The sequence below is a fragment of the Flavobacterium sp. H4147 genome (genome assembly GCF_029360735.1).
Lineage (GTDB): Bacteria > Bacteroidota > Bacteroidia > Flavobacteriales > Flavobacteriaceae > Flavobacterium > Flavobacterium endoglycinae.
The window spans coordinates 1,049,536-1,064,445 of the sequence record NZ_JARKNB010000002.1 but is presented as its reverse complement, the minus strand read 5'-3'; the positions used below and the strand labels follow the sequence as shown (position 1 = coordinate 1,064,445).

The 14,910-nt window shown below is 33.9% G+C and carries 12 protein-coding genes; 8 read left to right on the top strand and 4 right to left on the bottom strand.

Going from position 1 to position 14,910, the window contains the following annotated elements; translation table 11 throughout:
- Positions 1-97 precede the first annotated feature (97 nt).
- From P2W75_RS12460 to P2W75_RS12440, 5 genes are all read left to right on the top strand, one after another.
- The gene (locus P2W75_RS12460) at positions 98-2,287 is read left to right on the top strand and encodes a glutamine synthetase III (RefSeq protein ID WP_207297082.1); all 2,190 of its coding nucleotides are present in this window, start codon (positions 98-100) and stop codon (positions 2,285-2,287) included.
- A gap of 153 nt (positions 2,288-2,440) precedes the next feature.
- Positions 2,441-3,619, top strand: a complete 1,179-nt coding sequence (locus P2W75_RS12455) for an AIR synthase related protein (protein WP_207297081.1) — start codon at positions 2,441-2,443, stop codon at positions 3,617-3,619.
- Positions 3,620-3,784: 165 nt separating this feature from the next.
- Positions 3,785-4,141 (top strand): hypothetical protein, encoded by a 357-nt coding sequence (locus tag P2W75_RS12450; protein WP_207297080.1) that lies wholly within the window; start codon positions 3,785-3,787, stop codon positions 4,139-4,141.
- A gap of 23 nt (positions 4,142-4,164) precedes the next feature.
- On the top strand, positions 4,165-4,713 hold the full coding sequence (locus P2W75_RS12445) for a hypothetical protein (RefSeq protein ID WP_276380708.1): 549 nt from the start codon (positions 4,165-4,167) through the stop codon (positions 4,711-4,713).
- A 12-nt stretch (positions 4,714-4,725) separates the two neighbouring features.
- A complete protein-coding gene (locus tag P2W75_RS12440) occupies positions 4,726-5,319 on the top strand; it encodes a GNAT family N-acetyltransferase (protein WP_276380707.1) in 594 nt (197 codons plus the stop codon).
- A gap of 200 nt (positions 5,320-5,519) precedes the next feature.
- On the opposite strand, the gene P2W75_RS12435 is transcribed toward P2W75_RS12440, so the two are convergent.
- Entirely contained in the window at positions 5,520-6,143 is a 624-nt protein-coding gene (locus tag P2W75_RS12435; RefSeq protein WP_373921632.1) for a M949_RS01915 family surface polysaccharide biosynthesis protein, read from the bottom strand.
- A 113-nt stretch (positions 6,144-6,256) separates the two neighbouring features.
- Here P2W75_RS12435 and P2W75_RS12430 point away from each other — a divergent pair, with 113 nt between their 5' ends.
- From P2W75_RS12430 to P2W75_RS12420, 3 genes are all read left to right on the top strand, one after another.
- The gene (locus P2W75_RS12430; protein WP_276380705.1) at positions 6,257-8,554 is read left to right on the top strand and encodes a GH92 family glycosyl hydrolase; all 2,298 of its coding nucleotides are present in this window, start codon (positions 6,257-6,259) and stop codon (positions 8,552-8,554) included.
- 4 nt (positions 8,555-8,558) lie between these two features.
- Positions 8,559-10,898, top strand: coding sequence for a GH92 family glycosyl hydrolase (locus tag P2W75_RS12425; RefSeq protein WP_276380704.1), 2,340 nt, complete (start codon positions 8,559-8,561; stop codon positions 10,896-10,898).
- A gap of 125 nt (positions 10,899-11,023) precedes the next feature.
- Positions 11,024-11,467 (top strand): hypothetical protein, encoded by a 444-nt coding sequence (locus P2W75_RS12420; RefSeq protein ID WP_276380703.1) that lies wholly within the window; start codon positions 11,024-11,026, stop codon positions 11,465-11,467.
- Between the two features lie 189 nt (positions 11,468-11,656).
- Here the strand turns inward: P2W75_RS12420 and P2W75_RS12415 are convergent, their stop codons facing one another.
- The 3 genes from P2W75_RS12415 to P2W75_RS12405 form a co-directional block, all read right to left on the bottom strand.
- Entirely contained in the window at positions 11,657-13,513 is a 1,857-nt protein-coding gene (locus tag P2W75_RS12415) for a peptidase M61 (RefSeq protein WP_276380702.1), read from the bottom strand.
- Between the two features lie 99 nt (positions 13,514-13,612).
- Entirely contained in the window at positions 13,613-13,891 is a 279-nt protein-coding gene (locus P2W75_RS12410) for a DUF2805 domain-containing protein (protein WP_207297071.1), read from the bottom strand.
- A 109-nt stretch (positions 13,892-14,000) separates the two neighbouring features.
- Positions 14,001-14,837 carry a sterol desaturase family protein gene (locus P2W75_RS12405; RefSeq protein ID WP_276380701.1) on the bottom strand — a complete coding sequence of 279 codons (837 nt, stop codon included), beginning with the start codon at positions 14,835-14,837 and terminating at the stop codon, positions 14,001-14,003.
- Between the last annotated feature and the right edge of the window lie 73 nt (positions 14,838-14,910).

Here is a 14,910-nt window from a genome sequence, read left to right as displayed (position 1 = left end):
AAATCTAAATTTTATATTCTAAAAAGGGACTTTAATTGTTTATATTTGTTCCTCATTTTTTTAATGAAAATTATTACGAATTTAAAATATATAACCAATGTCAACATTACGTTTCCAGGCTTTACAAGAAGCTTCTAATAGAAAGCCGCTGCATTTTGAAGAAATGGACCGAAAATCAAATCTTTTTGGCTCAAATGTGTTTAATGAAAAAGCGATGAAGCAGTACTTAACTCCCGATGCTTTTAAAGGAGTAAGAGATGCCATTCAGCACGGAACTAAAATCGACAGAAAAATGGCCGATTATATCGCCATGGGAATGAAAGAATGGGCTCTGGCAAAAGGAGTTACACATTATACACACTGGTTTCAGCCGCTTACAGGAACAACCGCAGAAAAACATGATGCCTTTTTTGAAACGTCTTATGACGGAAGCGATCCTGTAGAAAAATTTGGAGGGGCACAATTGGTACAGCAAGAACCAGATGCGTCAAGTTTTCCAAATGGAGGAATCAGAAATACTTTTGAAGCAAGAGGGTATACCGCTTGGGATCCAACTTCGCCTGCTTTTATATATGGTACAACTTTGTGTATTCCAACTGTATTTATTGCATATACAGGTGAAGCTTTAGACAATAAAATACCTTTATTAAGAGCTTTATCTGCAATTGATGAAGCTGCGACAGAGGTTTGCCGCTATTTTGATAAAAACGTAAAAAAAGTAACTGCAACTTTAGGATGGGAGCAGGAATATTTCTTGATTGATAAAGCTTTGGCAAATTCTCGCCCTGACTTAATGATGACAGGAAGAACTTTATTAGGACACACTTCTGCAAAAGGACAGCAGTTAGACGATCACTATTTTGGATCTATTCCAACTCGTGCTCTTACCTATATGAGAGATTTAGAGCAGGAATGTATGCTATTAGGAATTCCGGTAAAAACACGTCATAATGAGGTTGCGCCAAATCAGTTTGAGTTAGCGCCGATTTTTGAAGAAACCAACTTAGCCGTAGACCACAACTCTTTATTAATGGATGTAATGCAAAGAGTAGCTGAGCGTCATGATTTTAAAGTGTTATTTCACGAAAAACCATTTAAAGGAGTAAACGGTTCAGGAAAACACAATAACTGGTCATTGGCTACTGATACTGGAGTTAACTTATTAAGTCCGAGTAAAACGCCAATGAGTAATTTACAGTTTCTGACTTTCTTCATTAATACGATTAAAGCGGTAAATGATAACGAAACTTTATTAAGAGCTTCTATTGCAACTGCAAGTAACGATCACAGGTTAGGAGCAAACGAAGCGCCGCCAGCTATTATGTCGGTTTTCATTGGAGCACAATTGACTAAAGTTCTATCAGAATTAGAGAGCGTAACGACAGGAAAACTTTCGCCAGAAGAAAAAACAGATCTTAAATTAAACGTTGTTGGTAAAATTCCAGATGTATTATTAGACAATACTGATCGTAACAGAACTTCCCCTTTTGCCTTTACAGGAAATAAATTCGAATTTAGAGCAGTTGGTTCAAATTCAAACTGTTCAAATGCGATGACAACTTTAAATGCAATTGTAGCAAAACAGTTAATCGACTTTAAAAATGAAGTTGAAAAACTAATTGATACAAAAGACATGAAAAAGGACGATGCTATTTTCAACGTACTAAGAGAATACATCAAACAATCTAAAAAAATCCTTTTTGAAGGAGATGGTTACAGCGAAGCTTGGGAAAAAGAAGCGAAAAAAAGAGGATTGAGCAACTTTAAAACAACTCCAGAAGCAATCAAAGCAAAAGTTTCGAAACAAGCGTTGGATTTATTTGCTGAATTAGGAATCTTTAATCATGTTGAAGCTGAAGCCCGTTATGAAATTGAATTAGAAGAATACACTAAAAAAATCCAGATTGAAGGACGTGTTTTAGGTGATATTGCTAGAAACCACGTTATTCCTACTGCCATTCGTTACCAAAATACTTTAATTGAAAATGTAAAAGGTTTAAAAGAAATTTTCGGAAAAGACTTTGAGGACATTGCACGAGAGCAGATTGTTTTAATTAAAGAAATCTCAGGTCATATTGAAGGCATCAATTCTAAAGTATTAGCAATGACTAACGAAAGAAAAAAAGCCAATCAATTAACAGACGCTCAAAAAATGGCCGAAGCCTATTGCAATAATGTGAAACCATATTTTGAAGATATTCGTAATCACTGCGATAAGCTAGAACTTTTAGTTGATGACGAAAGCTGGACTTTAACTAAATACAGAGAATTATTATTTACCAAATAATAGTTTTCTGAAACCCAATTTACAAACCTGTCTTTTATAAGACAGGTTTTTTTATGCCAAAATATTTGATTTTTTTCGAAACCTATATTTGAATAAGCCAAAGAATTAAAAAAAGGGATTATCTTTGCACCACATCAACACAAACTAATTTTCATGAGTTCAGATTCTAGTAAAAGATATGCACAAAGAGGTGTTTCGGCATCAAAAGAAGACGTTCATAACGCTATAAAAAACATCGACAAAGGTTTATTTCCGCAGGCATTCTGTAAAATTGTTCCTGATTATTTAACTCAGGACGACCAACACTGCCTTATTATGCATGCCGATGGAGCGGGTACAAAATCATCTTTGGCTTATATGTATTGGAAAGAAACCGGAGATCTTTCGGTTTGGAAAGGAATCGCCCAAGATGCCTTAATCATGAATATCGACGATTTGTTATGTGTTGGTGCAACAGATAATATTTTACTTTCTTCTACTATTGGAAGAAATAAAAACCTAATTCCTGCCGAAGTTATTTCGGCTATCATCAACGGAACAGAAGAATTAATCAATGAATTAAAATCATTCGGAGTTACGATTCATTCAACTGGTGGAGAAACCGCAGATGTTGGAGATGTAGTTCGTACAATTATTGTTGACTCTACTGTAACAGCTCGTATGAAACGTGCAGATGTTGTAGACAATGCAAACATCAAAGCGGGTGACGTAATTGTAGGTTTGGCTTCTTTCGGACAGGCAACTTATGAGAAAAGTTATAATGGAGGAATGGGAAGTAACGGACTTACTTCTGCACGTCACGATGTTTTCGGGAAATATTTAGCTAAAAAATATCCAGAAAGTTATGATGCGGCAGTTCCTGAAGAATTAATTTATTCTGGACAAGTTAATTTAACAGATGAAGTTGAAAACAGTCCAATCAATGCCGGACAATTAGTGCTTTCTCCAACGAGAACTTACGCACCTATTATCAAGAAAATTTTAGACAAATACACTCCAGAAGATATTCATGGAATGGTACACTGCAGCGGTGGTGCACAGACTAAAATTTTACATTTTGTAAAAGATTTACACGTTATAAAAGACAATTTATTTCCAGTTCCGCCATTGTTCAAATTAATTCAGGAGCAGTCAAAAACAGATTGGAAAGAAATGTACCAAGTTTTTAACTGTGGGCACAGAATGGAGCTTTACGTTCCGGAAAACATTGCAGAAGATATTATCGAAATTTCGAAATCATTCAATGTTGATGCGCAAATCGTAGGTAGAGTAGAAGCTTCTGAAGAGAAGAAACTTACTATTACAAGCGAATACGGAACATTCAATTATTAAAAAATACTTAAACCATATAAGTTATATAAGTTCATTTTAATTTGACAGATCAGATTTGTCAGGCTGAGCGAAGTCGAAGCCCAATTTTGATTTGACTCTTCAATTTCATTCAGAAAGAATTTATATTTACTTATATAACTTATATGGTTTCAAAAAACACATAATATGTACGAATTACTTTTTTGGAGATATCTAGACGAAATGTATCTGAACAATCAGGAAGTTTATGAAGCTCTTGTAGAAAAACAAGAAGTGGAAGGTCTGGCTGTTCTTCAAGTCGAAGTAATCGTAAACAGAATCAATTCGGTCTTTTCTGAATGGGAAAGAGTCGATGAAAACAGCTGGAAAAATCCAAAAGGAAAAGGCGCATTTCAAGTTATTACAACACCTCAAAGTATAAAAATCGACTGCTACGGTACAGAAGGAAAAACCATGAATAAATTAGTAGATATCATGGAAGAATTCAAATGTCCGCTTTACGACCCGCAAGTTCCGGAACGTTATGACGAAATGAGTGAGTAGGTTTTGTTTACTGTGAATGTGAGATGAAAAAAGCCCTTATTTTTGTTTGTTCGATCCTTTTAAGCATTATTGTAGCTTCACTTTTCGGGATTTTACATAATCAATTTACATTTACCATTTCAAGCGAATTTTTTACCGAAGTATTATTTGAAAGATTCGGTTTTGTAGAATACGGAAGAACTACTCCAAGATTAACCGCTTCACTAATTGGCGTATGGTGTGTTTGGTGGATTGGATTATATGCTGGATTTATCTTTGCATTTATCGGTCTGTTTTCTGCTAATGCAAAAGCAATGATAAAAAGCATTAGTTATGCCATTCAGATAATGCTGACTACCACTACAATAATAGGTTTATTAGGTTTATGTTATGGTTTTCTTGGTTTTTCAAATTTAGAATCAAATTGTTGTTTCCCTCTTCAAATTATAAATGTGAAAAATTTTATTGCAGTTTCTGAAATGCATAGTTTTAGTTATGCAGGCGGAGGAATTGGTGTTGTAATTGCAGTTATATGGCAGTTAAGACAACTGAAAAAAAATAGAATTTTTAAGAGTTTAAATAACGATATATAAAGACTAAAAAATATGAATACAGCTTCAAATTTCAGTTTCTCCGATAAGGTAATTTTAGAAGATAATTTAGTTTTACTGCGTCCTATTCAGGAATCAGATGTTGAAAATCTTTTGGAAATCTCAATCAACGAACCTGAAACATGGAAATATTCTTTAGTTGGTGCTGAAGGAAAAGAAAATTTGATTCATTATATTCAATTAGCAGTAAAAGCTAGAGAAAATCAAAAAGAATTTCCATTTATTGTATTCGATAAAAAATCGCAAAAATACGCTGGATCAACTCGTTTTTATGATATCAATTTAGAATTTAAAACACTTCAGTTAGGCTACACTTGGTACGGTTCAGCTTTTAGAGGAACCGGTTTAAACAAACACTGCAGATTTTTATTATTACAATTCGCTTTCGAAACTCTTAAAATGGAACGAGTAGAATTCCGCGCCGATAATAATAACGAACGAAGCATTGCCGCAATGAAAAGCATTGGCTGTAAAGTCGAGGGCATTCTACGAAGCAATATGCCTACAAGAGAAGGTAATATCCGTCGCGATTCCATAATTCTAAGTATTCTAAAAGACGAATGGTTCGACGAAGTAAAGGAAACCTAAAGAAAAAGCTTTAGATCCTAGTATTCAATAATTAAATATATTCCGTTCCTACGGAACTCAATTTCTGTTGCTATTATTTTTTCAACGGATTTTATCCGTTGCTACAATAGTAATCATTTTATTACAATTAGATTAAAATTCATAACTCACAACTCACAATTCACAATTTATAACTCATAACTCATAACTCACAAAGAATCTTACCCATCCTTCAAAATTAAATTCTGCTCTTTTCTCAATTTCACAACCAATTGATCCACATACGTTTTGATTTTCTGCGGAAGCGAATTCCAATTACTGTCCTTTTTAAAACTTCTGCAATAATCTAAATCACATTCTACAGCACGGATTGCATATTTTTTGTTTTTGTAAACTGTAATTATTTTTACACGTCTTGTATAATCGTCTTCAGTTTTTGATCCATATACAATTACAGGATCAGCATAACCATCTCCATCAAGATCTTTTGCACTGCAATATTTTGTCCAAAACCAAATACTGGTTTCTTTCGGATCAGTATCTTCTAATAAATCAGTAATTCTCCATTTTTCTAAAAAACCGCCATGATCATTAATCACGCAAATTGCTTGAATTTTGGTATTCAAAGTATCTTTTTTAGAAATTGTTTTTTGGTTTTCGGTGAAAACTAAATCATAAACTCCGCCTTTATCGCTGAATTCGATTGCTTTGTAAATTGGAAAATCTGCAATTTCGTTAAGTTCTCTTTGCGAAATTTGTTCTTTAGTCAATTTATAGCTTTCTATTTTTTGAGAGAAAATAGAAGCTGAATTCATTAGTAAAAAAATTAAAAGGACTTTTTTCATTAGGCATATATATTTTAACAATCAAAGATAAACGGAAATTAGTTTAAAATTTTTTAGAAACTCTATTTTGTCGTAATTTTCTAGCTTTAATTATTTTGCTACATTTTTTTATTATGAGATTATTTTTGTTGGGTTTTATATTCTTCTCTAGTCAGCTTATTGAAGCCCAAACCATCATTTCAACAGAATTTAATGAACCCGTAGATTTTGTAAATCCATTAATAGGAAGTGATTCTAAACCCAGTCTTTCAAACGGAAACACTTATCCCGCAATTGCACTGCCATGGGGAATGAATTTCTGGACACCACAAACAGGAAAAATGGGCGATGGATGGATTTATACCTATTCAGCTGATAAAATCCGTGGATTCAAACAAACACATGCGCCTTCGCCGTGGATGAACGATTACGGACAATTTTCGATTATGCCCGTAACTGGAAAACCTGTTTTTAATGAAGATGAGAGAGCAAGCTGGTTTTCGCATAAATCAGAAATTTCAAAACCCTATTATTACAGCGTTTATTTAGCCGATTACGATATTACGACTGAAATAACACCGACTGAAAGAGCGGCTTATTTTAAATTTACTTTTCCTGAAAACGATAAATCGTATGTTGTTATTGATGCATTCGACGGCGGTTCGTATATAAAAATCCTTCCGAAAGAAAATAAAATCATTGGGTATTCTACCAAAAACAGCAAAGGCGTTCCTGCAAATTTTAAAAATTACTTTGTCATTCAGTTTGATGAACCTTTTGAAGAGATAAATACTTTTAACCGAAAATCCTTAAGCAAAGCCAGTGAAGTAACAAACGATCATGTTGGAGCTGTTGTAGGTTTTAAAACTAAAAAAGGTGAAATAATTACCGCAAAAGTTGCTTCTTCGTTTATTAGTATTGAACAAGCTGAATTAAATCTGAAAGAAATTGGTTCTGATGATTTCGAAAAAACCAAGAAAAAAGGAAGAGAAATCTGGAACAAAAGCCTAGGCGCTATTATTACTGAAGGCGGTACAAAAGACCAGAATCAAATGTTTTATTCTTGTTTGTACAGAACGATGCTTTTTCCAAGAAAGTTTTACGAACTTGATAAAGATGGAAATATTATTCATTACAGTCCTTACAACGGAAAAGTATTGCCGGGATATATGTTTACCGATACTGGATTTTGGGACACTTTCAGGGCGTTATTTCCGCTGTTAAATATAATGCGTCCGAATTTGAATGCCAATATTCAAGAAGGACTTATAAATGCTTACAAAGAAAGCGGCTGGCTTCCAGAATGGGGAAGTCCCGGACTGCGTAATGTAATGATTGGAAATAATTCTGCTTCGGTGGTTGCCGAGGCTTATCTTAAAAATAAAGACACCTACAAATACGATATTGAGACATTGTATCAAGCATTAAAGCACGGAGCAAACAGCGAAGGTCCGCTTAATGCTGTTGGACGATTTGGAGTAAATTATTATAATAAATTAGGATATGTTCCGTATGATGTCTCCATTAACGAAAGTGCAGCCAGAACATTGGAATATGCTTATGATGATTTCTCAATTTACCAGCTTGCAAAAGCATTAGGAAAACCAAAAGAAGAAATCGATTTGTATAAAAACAGAAGTTTGAACTATAAAAATCTGTTTGATCCTGAAACGAAATTAATGCGCGGAAAACTGGAAAACGGAAAATTTACAAGCCAGTTTAATCCTTATAAATGGGGAGATGCTTTTACAGAAGGCAACAGCTGGCATTATACATGGTCGGTTTTTCACGATGTCCAGGGATTGATTGATTTAATGGGCGGTAAAAATAAGTTTGTAAAAAAACTGGATCAGGTTTTTTCACTCGAACCTATTTTTGATGAAACGTATTATAAAAGTGTGATTCACGAAATCCGCGAAATGCAGATTGCCAATATGGGACAATACGCTCATGGAAACCAGCCTATTCAGCACATGATATATTTGTACATGTACGCTGGTACACCATGGAAAACGCAATACTGGGTGCGTGAAACCTTAAACAGAATGTACAAACCAACACCTGATGGATATTGCGGAGATGAGGATAACGGACAAACATCGGCTTGGTATGTGTTTTCTGCTTTAGGATTTTATCCCGTTTGCCCAACCTGCAACGAATATGTTATTGGCGCACCCCTCTTTAAACGTGTGACAATTAATTTAGAAAACGGAAAACAGATTGTAATCAATGCTCCAGACAACAGCCAAGAAAATAAATATGTTCAGAATATTTTTCTGAATGGAACAGAATACAATAAAAATTATTTCAGCCATCAAGATTTAATGAATGGAGCTGCCATACATTTTGAAATGAATAATTCCGAAAATAAAGACCGCGAGAACCGCAAAAGTGAAGTTCCATTTTCACTTTCAAATGAAAATAAATTATAGATAAATGAAAAAAAGTATTTCAACGATTTTAAGAGAATGCAAAAGCATTTTGGTTTTTTCAGTTTTACTGTTAAGCATTGGAAATGTAAATGCACAGAAATTAAAAAACCTAATTCAATATGTTGATCCTATGATTGGAACTGCGAAAATGGGGCATACGTATCCAGGAGCAACAGTTCCTTTTGGGAGTGTTCAGTTAAGTCCCGAAACCGATACAATCGCATACGGTTTAAATGGAAAATACAATGGAGAAGTCTATAAATACTGTGCGGGTTATCAATATGAAGATAAAACCATTGTAGGTTTCAGCCACACCCATTTCAGCGGAACTGGACATTCTGATTTAGGTGATTTTTTAATTATGCCCACAACAGGAAAATTGCAGCTAAATCCAGGAGTTGCTTCAAAACCATTATCGGGTTATCGATCGGCTTTTTCACATTCAACAGAAAAAGCTGAACCAGCATATTACAGCGTTCTTTTAGAAGATCATAACATTAAAGCCGAACTTACAGCTACAACAAGAGTTGGAATGCATCAATATACTTTTCCAAAATCAAATGAAGCTCATATTATTCTGGATTTAACTTCTGGAATTTACAATTATGATAAGAAGAATGTTTGGACTTTTGTTCGTGTTGAAAACGATACTTTAATTACCGGATATCGTCAGACAAATGGCTGGGCAAGAACCAGAACGGTTTATTTTGTAATGTCTTTCAGCAAACCCATAAAAAGCTACGGACAAGCGCCATTAGAAAAAAGTGTTTATCGAGGATTTTGGGGAAGATTTGATCAAACCAAAAACTTTCCAGAAATGGCAGGGCAAAACCTAAAATTGTTCTTTGATTTTGACACACAAGAAGGAGAAAAAATCAAAATAAAAATGGCGTTATCGCCTGTAAGTTCTGCAGGAGCCTTGGAAAACATGAAAAAAGAAATTCCAGATTGGGATTTCGAACGCGTGAAAAAACAAAGCCAGGAAATCTGGAACAAAGAACTGAATAAAATTCAAGTAGAAACTATTCAAAAAGAAGATTTAGTAAATTTTTATACCGCAATGTATCATGCCTTTTTGGGGCCTACAGAATACATGGATTTAGATGGAAATTACAAAGGTTTGGACATGAATGTTCATAAAGCAGATAATTTTACCAACTACACAAGTTATTCCTTATGGGATACTTACAGAGCGCTTCACCCTTTATTTAATATTGTACAGCCTTCTAGAAATTCAGATATGATTAGTTCTATGCTGGCACATTCAGATCAAAGTGTTCATAAAATGCTGCCAATCTGGTCACATTATGCCAATGAAAACTGGTGTATGATTGGTTACCATTCCGTTTCTGTTGTTGCTGACGCAATTGTAAAAGGAAATGGTAATTTTGATGCCGAAAAAGCACTTCAAGCCTGTGTAAATACAGCAAAAGTGCCTTATTTCGACGGATTGGAATATTACATGAAAAAAGGCTATGTTCCTGAAGATAAAAATGGTTCATCGGTTTCTAAAACTTTAGAATATGCATATGATGACTGGGCGATTGCACAAGCAGCAAAGAAATTAGGTAAAACTGAAATTTACAATGAATTTATCGAAAGATCGAAGAATTATAAAAATGTGTACGACGAGAAAACGGGTTTTATGCGTCCGAAATTAAATGACGGAACTTTCAAAAAAGAATTTGATCCGCTTGATACACACGGACAAGGTTTTATTGAAGGGAATTCATGGAATTACAGTTTATATGTACCGCAAGATCCGGCTGATATGATCAATATGATGGGAGGAAATGATAAGTTTAAAGTGCGTCTGGATTCGTTGTTTAATATGCATCTTCCAGATAAATATTTTGAAAATACAGAAGACATTACAAGAGATGGAATTATTGGAAATTACGTTCACGGAAATGAACCTTCACATCACGTAGTATATTTATACAATTGGACAGATTCGCCTTGGAAATCGCAGGACAAAATCAGAATGATTCTGAAAAAAATGTATAGAAATGGAGCCGATGGTTTGGGAGGAAATGACGATTTTGGGCAAATGAGTGCTTGGTACATTTTCAGCAGTTTAGGATTTTATCCGGTTGCGCCGGGTTCTGATGAATATGCATTGGGAAGTCCGCTGATTAAAAAAGCTATTTTCAATTTAGAAAACGGAAAAAACTTCGAAGTTGAAACGGTAAATCAATCCGATAAAAATGTTTTTGTTAGCAAAGTTTTATTGAATGGGAAAGAACTTTCAAGACCTTTCTTAAAACATGCTGATGTTGTAAATGGAGGGAAAATTACTTTTTATATGACATCAAAACCTAATAAAAAGAATTATAAAAGTTAAGTTAAAGCTTCGACTCCGCTCAGCTAGACAATAAGACATTTAAAAATTCGAGAAAATTTGTGTAATTCGTGGCAGAACACCAAAAAACTTCACGAAATTTGCATTTCAAATAAAGAAAACGAAATATGAAAATAAATTTAAAATCAGGAATTGATAAATTATTATTCGGAATGAAGCAGAATGATGTTACAGCTGCTTTAGGAAAACCTGATAAGAACTATAAAGACGAAGACGAAAATGTGATTTTTGTGTACAATGCGCACAAAATGAGATTGACATTTTATGAAGAAGAAGATTTTAAATTAGGGTATATTGTGGCTTCTAGCAACAATCTAGAAGTTTTCGGATTCAAAATTATTGGAAGAAAAATCACTGATGTAAAGAAAGATTTCGCTGCAAAGGGAATCACAAAATATAATCAGGAAACATTTGACACTTTCGAAAACTATTTCAATGAAGACAATTGGTTCATTCTTCAAACTGAATTTGATGAGGTTGTAAAATTCGAAATAGGAGCAATCATCAACAATAAAGATGAATTTGACTGGAAATTTCCTGTGAAGAAATAAGAATATAGAAAATAGAATATAGAAAATAGAATATAGAGGAAAGAAGTTGAATCTAGCATTGTCAGGCTGAGCGAAGTTGAAGCCACACAAACTGAATCAGAGTGTTAGATTTCGACTTCGCTCAGTCTGACAAAAACATAAAAAAACCGACAATCACTTGTCGGTTTTTTATTTTATAAACTGAAAAGATTATCCTTTCAGCCATGCATTTTTAAGTTTTTCTTTTGAAGCATCAGTAGCTTTAAAAGTTTCAGATTCTTCGTAAGGAAGTTTTACAGTTCCTTTAATAGTTTCTTCTTTCCCGCCACGTTTCACTTTTAAAGTAATAGGATCATTTTCTTTCCAATTTTCACTTTCACCAATTAAATCGTAAATGTTGTCTAAAGAATACGCTTTATTGTTGATTGCTAAAATTATATCGCCTCCTTTTAAATTTAAATTTTTAAAGAAATCATTTGGCTCAATATCAGGACGAACAGCAATTTCTTTTGTTTGCTTATCAATTTTGATATATGGAGTTTGTCCTTTCAAGAAAATTGCCCCCGCTTTTTTCTCAGTAGCTTTTGTTACACCCACTTTAGCCAAATAGAAATCATACGGAATTGGCGTTGTTCCTTTTACATATTTGTTTAAGAAATCGCCAACTTCCGGATAAGTAAGCTGCGTTATTTTTGCGAATAAATCCTCATCATTAAATGGTTTTTCAACGCCGTATTCCATTGATAATTTATGCATTAAGTCAAGAATTCCTCTTTCTCCATTGCTTTTTTCTCTAATGATAATGTCAATGCACATTCCAATTAAAGCACCTTTTTGGTATACGTTTAAGTATTGGTCTTTATAAGGCTGCTCCAATACATTTTTACTCATTACTGTAAACGACATCGTATCGTCTAATCTTTTTGACTGCTCGATTTTATCAGCAATACGAGTGTAGAATTCAGCTTCGTCAATTAATCCTTGATTGATCTGGAAAAGATTCGCGAAATATTCTGTAACTCCTTCGTACATCCATAAATGTTCAGACATTTGTGGAGCGTTATAGTCAAAGTATTGGATTTCTTTTGAGTGAACCGTTAATGGTGTTACGATATGAAAGAATTCGTGAGAAACCACGTCTTTCATAGATTCAACCAATTTTTCTTTTGGCATTGACTCAGGAAGCACAACTGTAGTAGCTGTTGGGTGTTCTAACGCCCCAAAACCATGTGCATCGTCTTTTGCCATACTTGACAAGTACAATAAAACAGTATATTTTTTATTAGAATTTACTTTTCCTAAAAAGTTTTTCTGAGCCGTCATCATCGTTTTCATTTCCGGTGTGATGCTCTCTGCTGTAAATTTTCCTGTTGGAGAATATACAGCAATCAAAATATCCATTCCGTTTACGTTGAAAGTAGTATAATCTGGTTTAGAATACATAATTGGGTTTTCAACTAAAACAGCATAACGTGGAGTTGTAAAAACATCGCTTGTTTTGCTCGCATCTTGGTCTGTCATCGAAGTCGCTCCCCAAAGTGTTTCAGGATGTGTAATGGTAACTTTGTACGGAATTTCTAATTTGTCTTTAAAATATCCAACAAAACCGTGTGTGTTAACCATGAAATTTTCTCCGGCTTTAATGTTAGTTCCTGCTGGTGAGAAAACGTCATCATTACCAAATCCAGTTCCTTTTTCAGTATCAAAAGTGTCATTGACTAAATACGTGATTTTATGTAACGCCTTAGCATTTGAAATGGACCATGAGTTATCATCAAGTCTTTTTACGGTTAATGGATTTCCTTTGGCATCAAAAGCTCTAAAATCTTCTGAATATTTTCCGTAGTTGTCAGTAGAATACGTTCCAGGAACAGTTTTAGGAATGCTGTAAACCACTTCGTCAGTTTTAATTGGTGGAGGAGTTACAGTTACTAAAACTTTATCATCTTTTACGTCTGTTAGATTGATATTAACTTCTACGACATTTTTTCCGCCGGCGGCAGAACTACCCGTTTTACAGCTCCAAAATGTTACCGCAAGAGCCAGGGTGTAAAGTATTTTCTTCATCTGTTTATGTTTAGTTATAGATATTTGACTTAAAAAATATCAAAAAGTTACAAAAAATTGAATATAATAAAAAAACTCCTGATTTACAGGAGCTTTATATTAGTCAAATTTATTTTTTATATAATATTTTCCGTCTAGATCTTCATCAAAATCATCAATTTTAATTGGTTTTGGTTTTGGTTTATTCGCAATAGCCTTCTTTTTCCACATCTCAAATTTTTCAAGAGGCATTTTCTTTTTCATGATTTCAAGAACTTCTTTTTCTGCCAATCCAAATTCTTTTTTGATAATTTCAAATGGATTTCTTTCTTCTAAGGCTAAAGAAACAAGCTTCTCAGTTTGTTCCACAGTTAACTCTTTGCGGTTACTCTTTTTCATCTCGTGAAAATTAATTCAATAGTGGGTTAATGTTTAATAGATTGACTTTCATTTTATATTTCAATATTAATAAAAAAAATAATTAGTTGGTTCGCTGCATTGCATTTTTTTAATGATTTTTCATGTTTTTTGCTGATCTTGATTTTTGAAACGGAATTTGCAGTAAATTTTTCAATTGATTGTTTTCTTCTGCCAGCATATGCGTGTCAACTCCATACATTATTTTCTCTTTTGGAAGAGAGGTAAAAGTGCCAAAAATACGATCCCAGACAGAAAAAATATTTCCATAATTACTGTCGGTGTAAGGCAGAACATAATGATGGTGCACCTTATGCATATTTGGCGATACAATAAAATAACTTAAAAAAAGATCTACTTTATGGGGCAGTGAAATATTAGCATGATTGAATTGCGAAGCAATAACGGATAAGGATTGATACAGGAAAACCATCCACATAGGACTTCCAACGACAAGAACTCCGAGTGTTGTAAAAATAAAACGGATTACGCTTTCGCCCGGATGATGCCTGTTAGCACTTGTGGTGTCAATCCAAGTATCGGTATGATGAATAAGATGAAAACGCCAAAGAAACTTTATTTTATGCTGCACCAAATGTGCTAAATAAGCCCCAATTAAGTCCAATAAAAGCAAACCGATAATGGTGTAAATCCAGAGCGGAATTTCAGGAATCCATTGAAGAATTCCAAAATGATTTTCGGTAGTCCAGTTTGCCGTTTTGATTAAAATAAAAGCCAAAACAAAATTGACGATTATTGTAGTCAGAGTAAAGAAAATATTGATTCCCGCATGATGCCATTTTCGATACTGCATTTGAAACAATGGAAATGTATTTTCAATCATCCAGAAAATAGTAATTCCTCCAATTAAAATTAAACTCCGATGCGAGGAAGGAATGGTACTGAAGTAAGAAATAATTTCGTTCATAACAATAATATTTGGAGTGAAATGACGATTTCCTTTTCCGATTTTATCCAAAGAAAAAGAGAAAATCAATATA

Excerpts from the sequence above, each read along its gene's own strand:
- P2W75_RS12420 (WP_276380703.1), top strand. The coding sequence starts at position 11,024 with ATGAAAATAAATTTAAAATCAGGAATTGATAAATTATTATTCGGAATG.
- P2W75_RS12410 (WP_207297071.1), bottom strand. The coding sequence starts at position 13,891 with ATGAAAAAGAGTAACCGCAAAGAGTTAACTGTGGAACAAACTGAGAAG.
- P2W75_RS12425 (WP_276380704.1), top strand. The coding sequence starts at position 8,559 with ATGAAAAAAAGTATTTCAACGATTTTAAGAGAATGCAAAAGCATTTTG.
- P2W75_RS12445 (WP_276380708.1), top strand. The coding sequence starts at position 4,165 with ATGAAAAAAGCCCTTATTTTTGTTTGTTCGATCCTTTTAAGCATTATT.
- P2W75_RS12455 (WP_207297081.1), top strand. The coding sequence starts at position 2,441 with ATGAGTTCAGATTCTAGTAAAAGATATGCACAAAGAGGTGTTTCGGCA.
- P2W75_RS12460 (WP_207297082.1), top strand. The coding sequence starts at position 98 with ATGTCAACATTACGTTTCCAGGCTTTACAAGAAGCTTCTAATAGAAAG.
- P2W75_RS12440 (WP_276380707.1), top strand. The coding sequence starts at position 4,726 with ATGAATACAGCTTCAAATTTCAGTTTCTCCGATAAGGTAATTTTAGAA.
- P2W75_RS12450 (WP_207297080.1), top strand. The coding sequence starts at position 3,785 with ATGTACGAATTACTTTTTTGGAGATATCTAGACGAAATGTATCTGAAC.
- P2W75_RS12415 (WP_276380702.1), bottom strand. The coding sequence starts at position 13,513 with ATGAAGAAAATACTTTACACCCTGGCTCTTGCGGTAACATTTTGGAGC.
- P2W75_RS12430 (WP_276380705.1), top strand. The coding sequence starts at position 6,257 with ATGAGATTATTTTTGTTGGGTTTTATATTCTTCTCTAGTCAGCTTATT.
- P2W75_RS12435 (WP_373921632.1), bottom strand. The coding sequence starts at position 6,143 with ATGAAAAAAGTCCTTTTAATTTTTTTACTAATGAATTCAGCTTCTATT.
- P2W75_RS12405 (WP_276380701.1), bottom strand. The coding sequence starts at position 14,837 with ATGAACGAAATTATTTCTTACTTCAGTACCATTCCTTCCTCGCATCGG.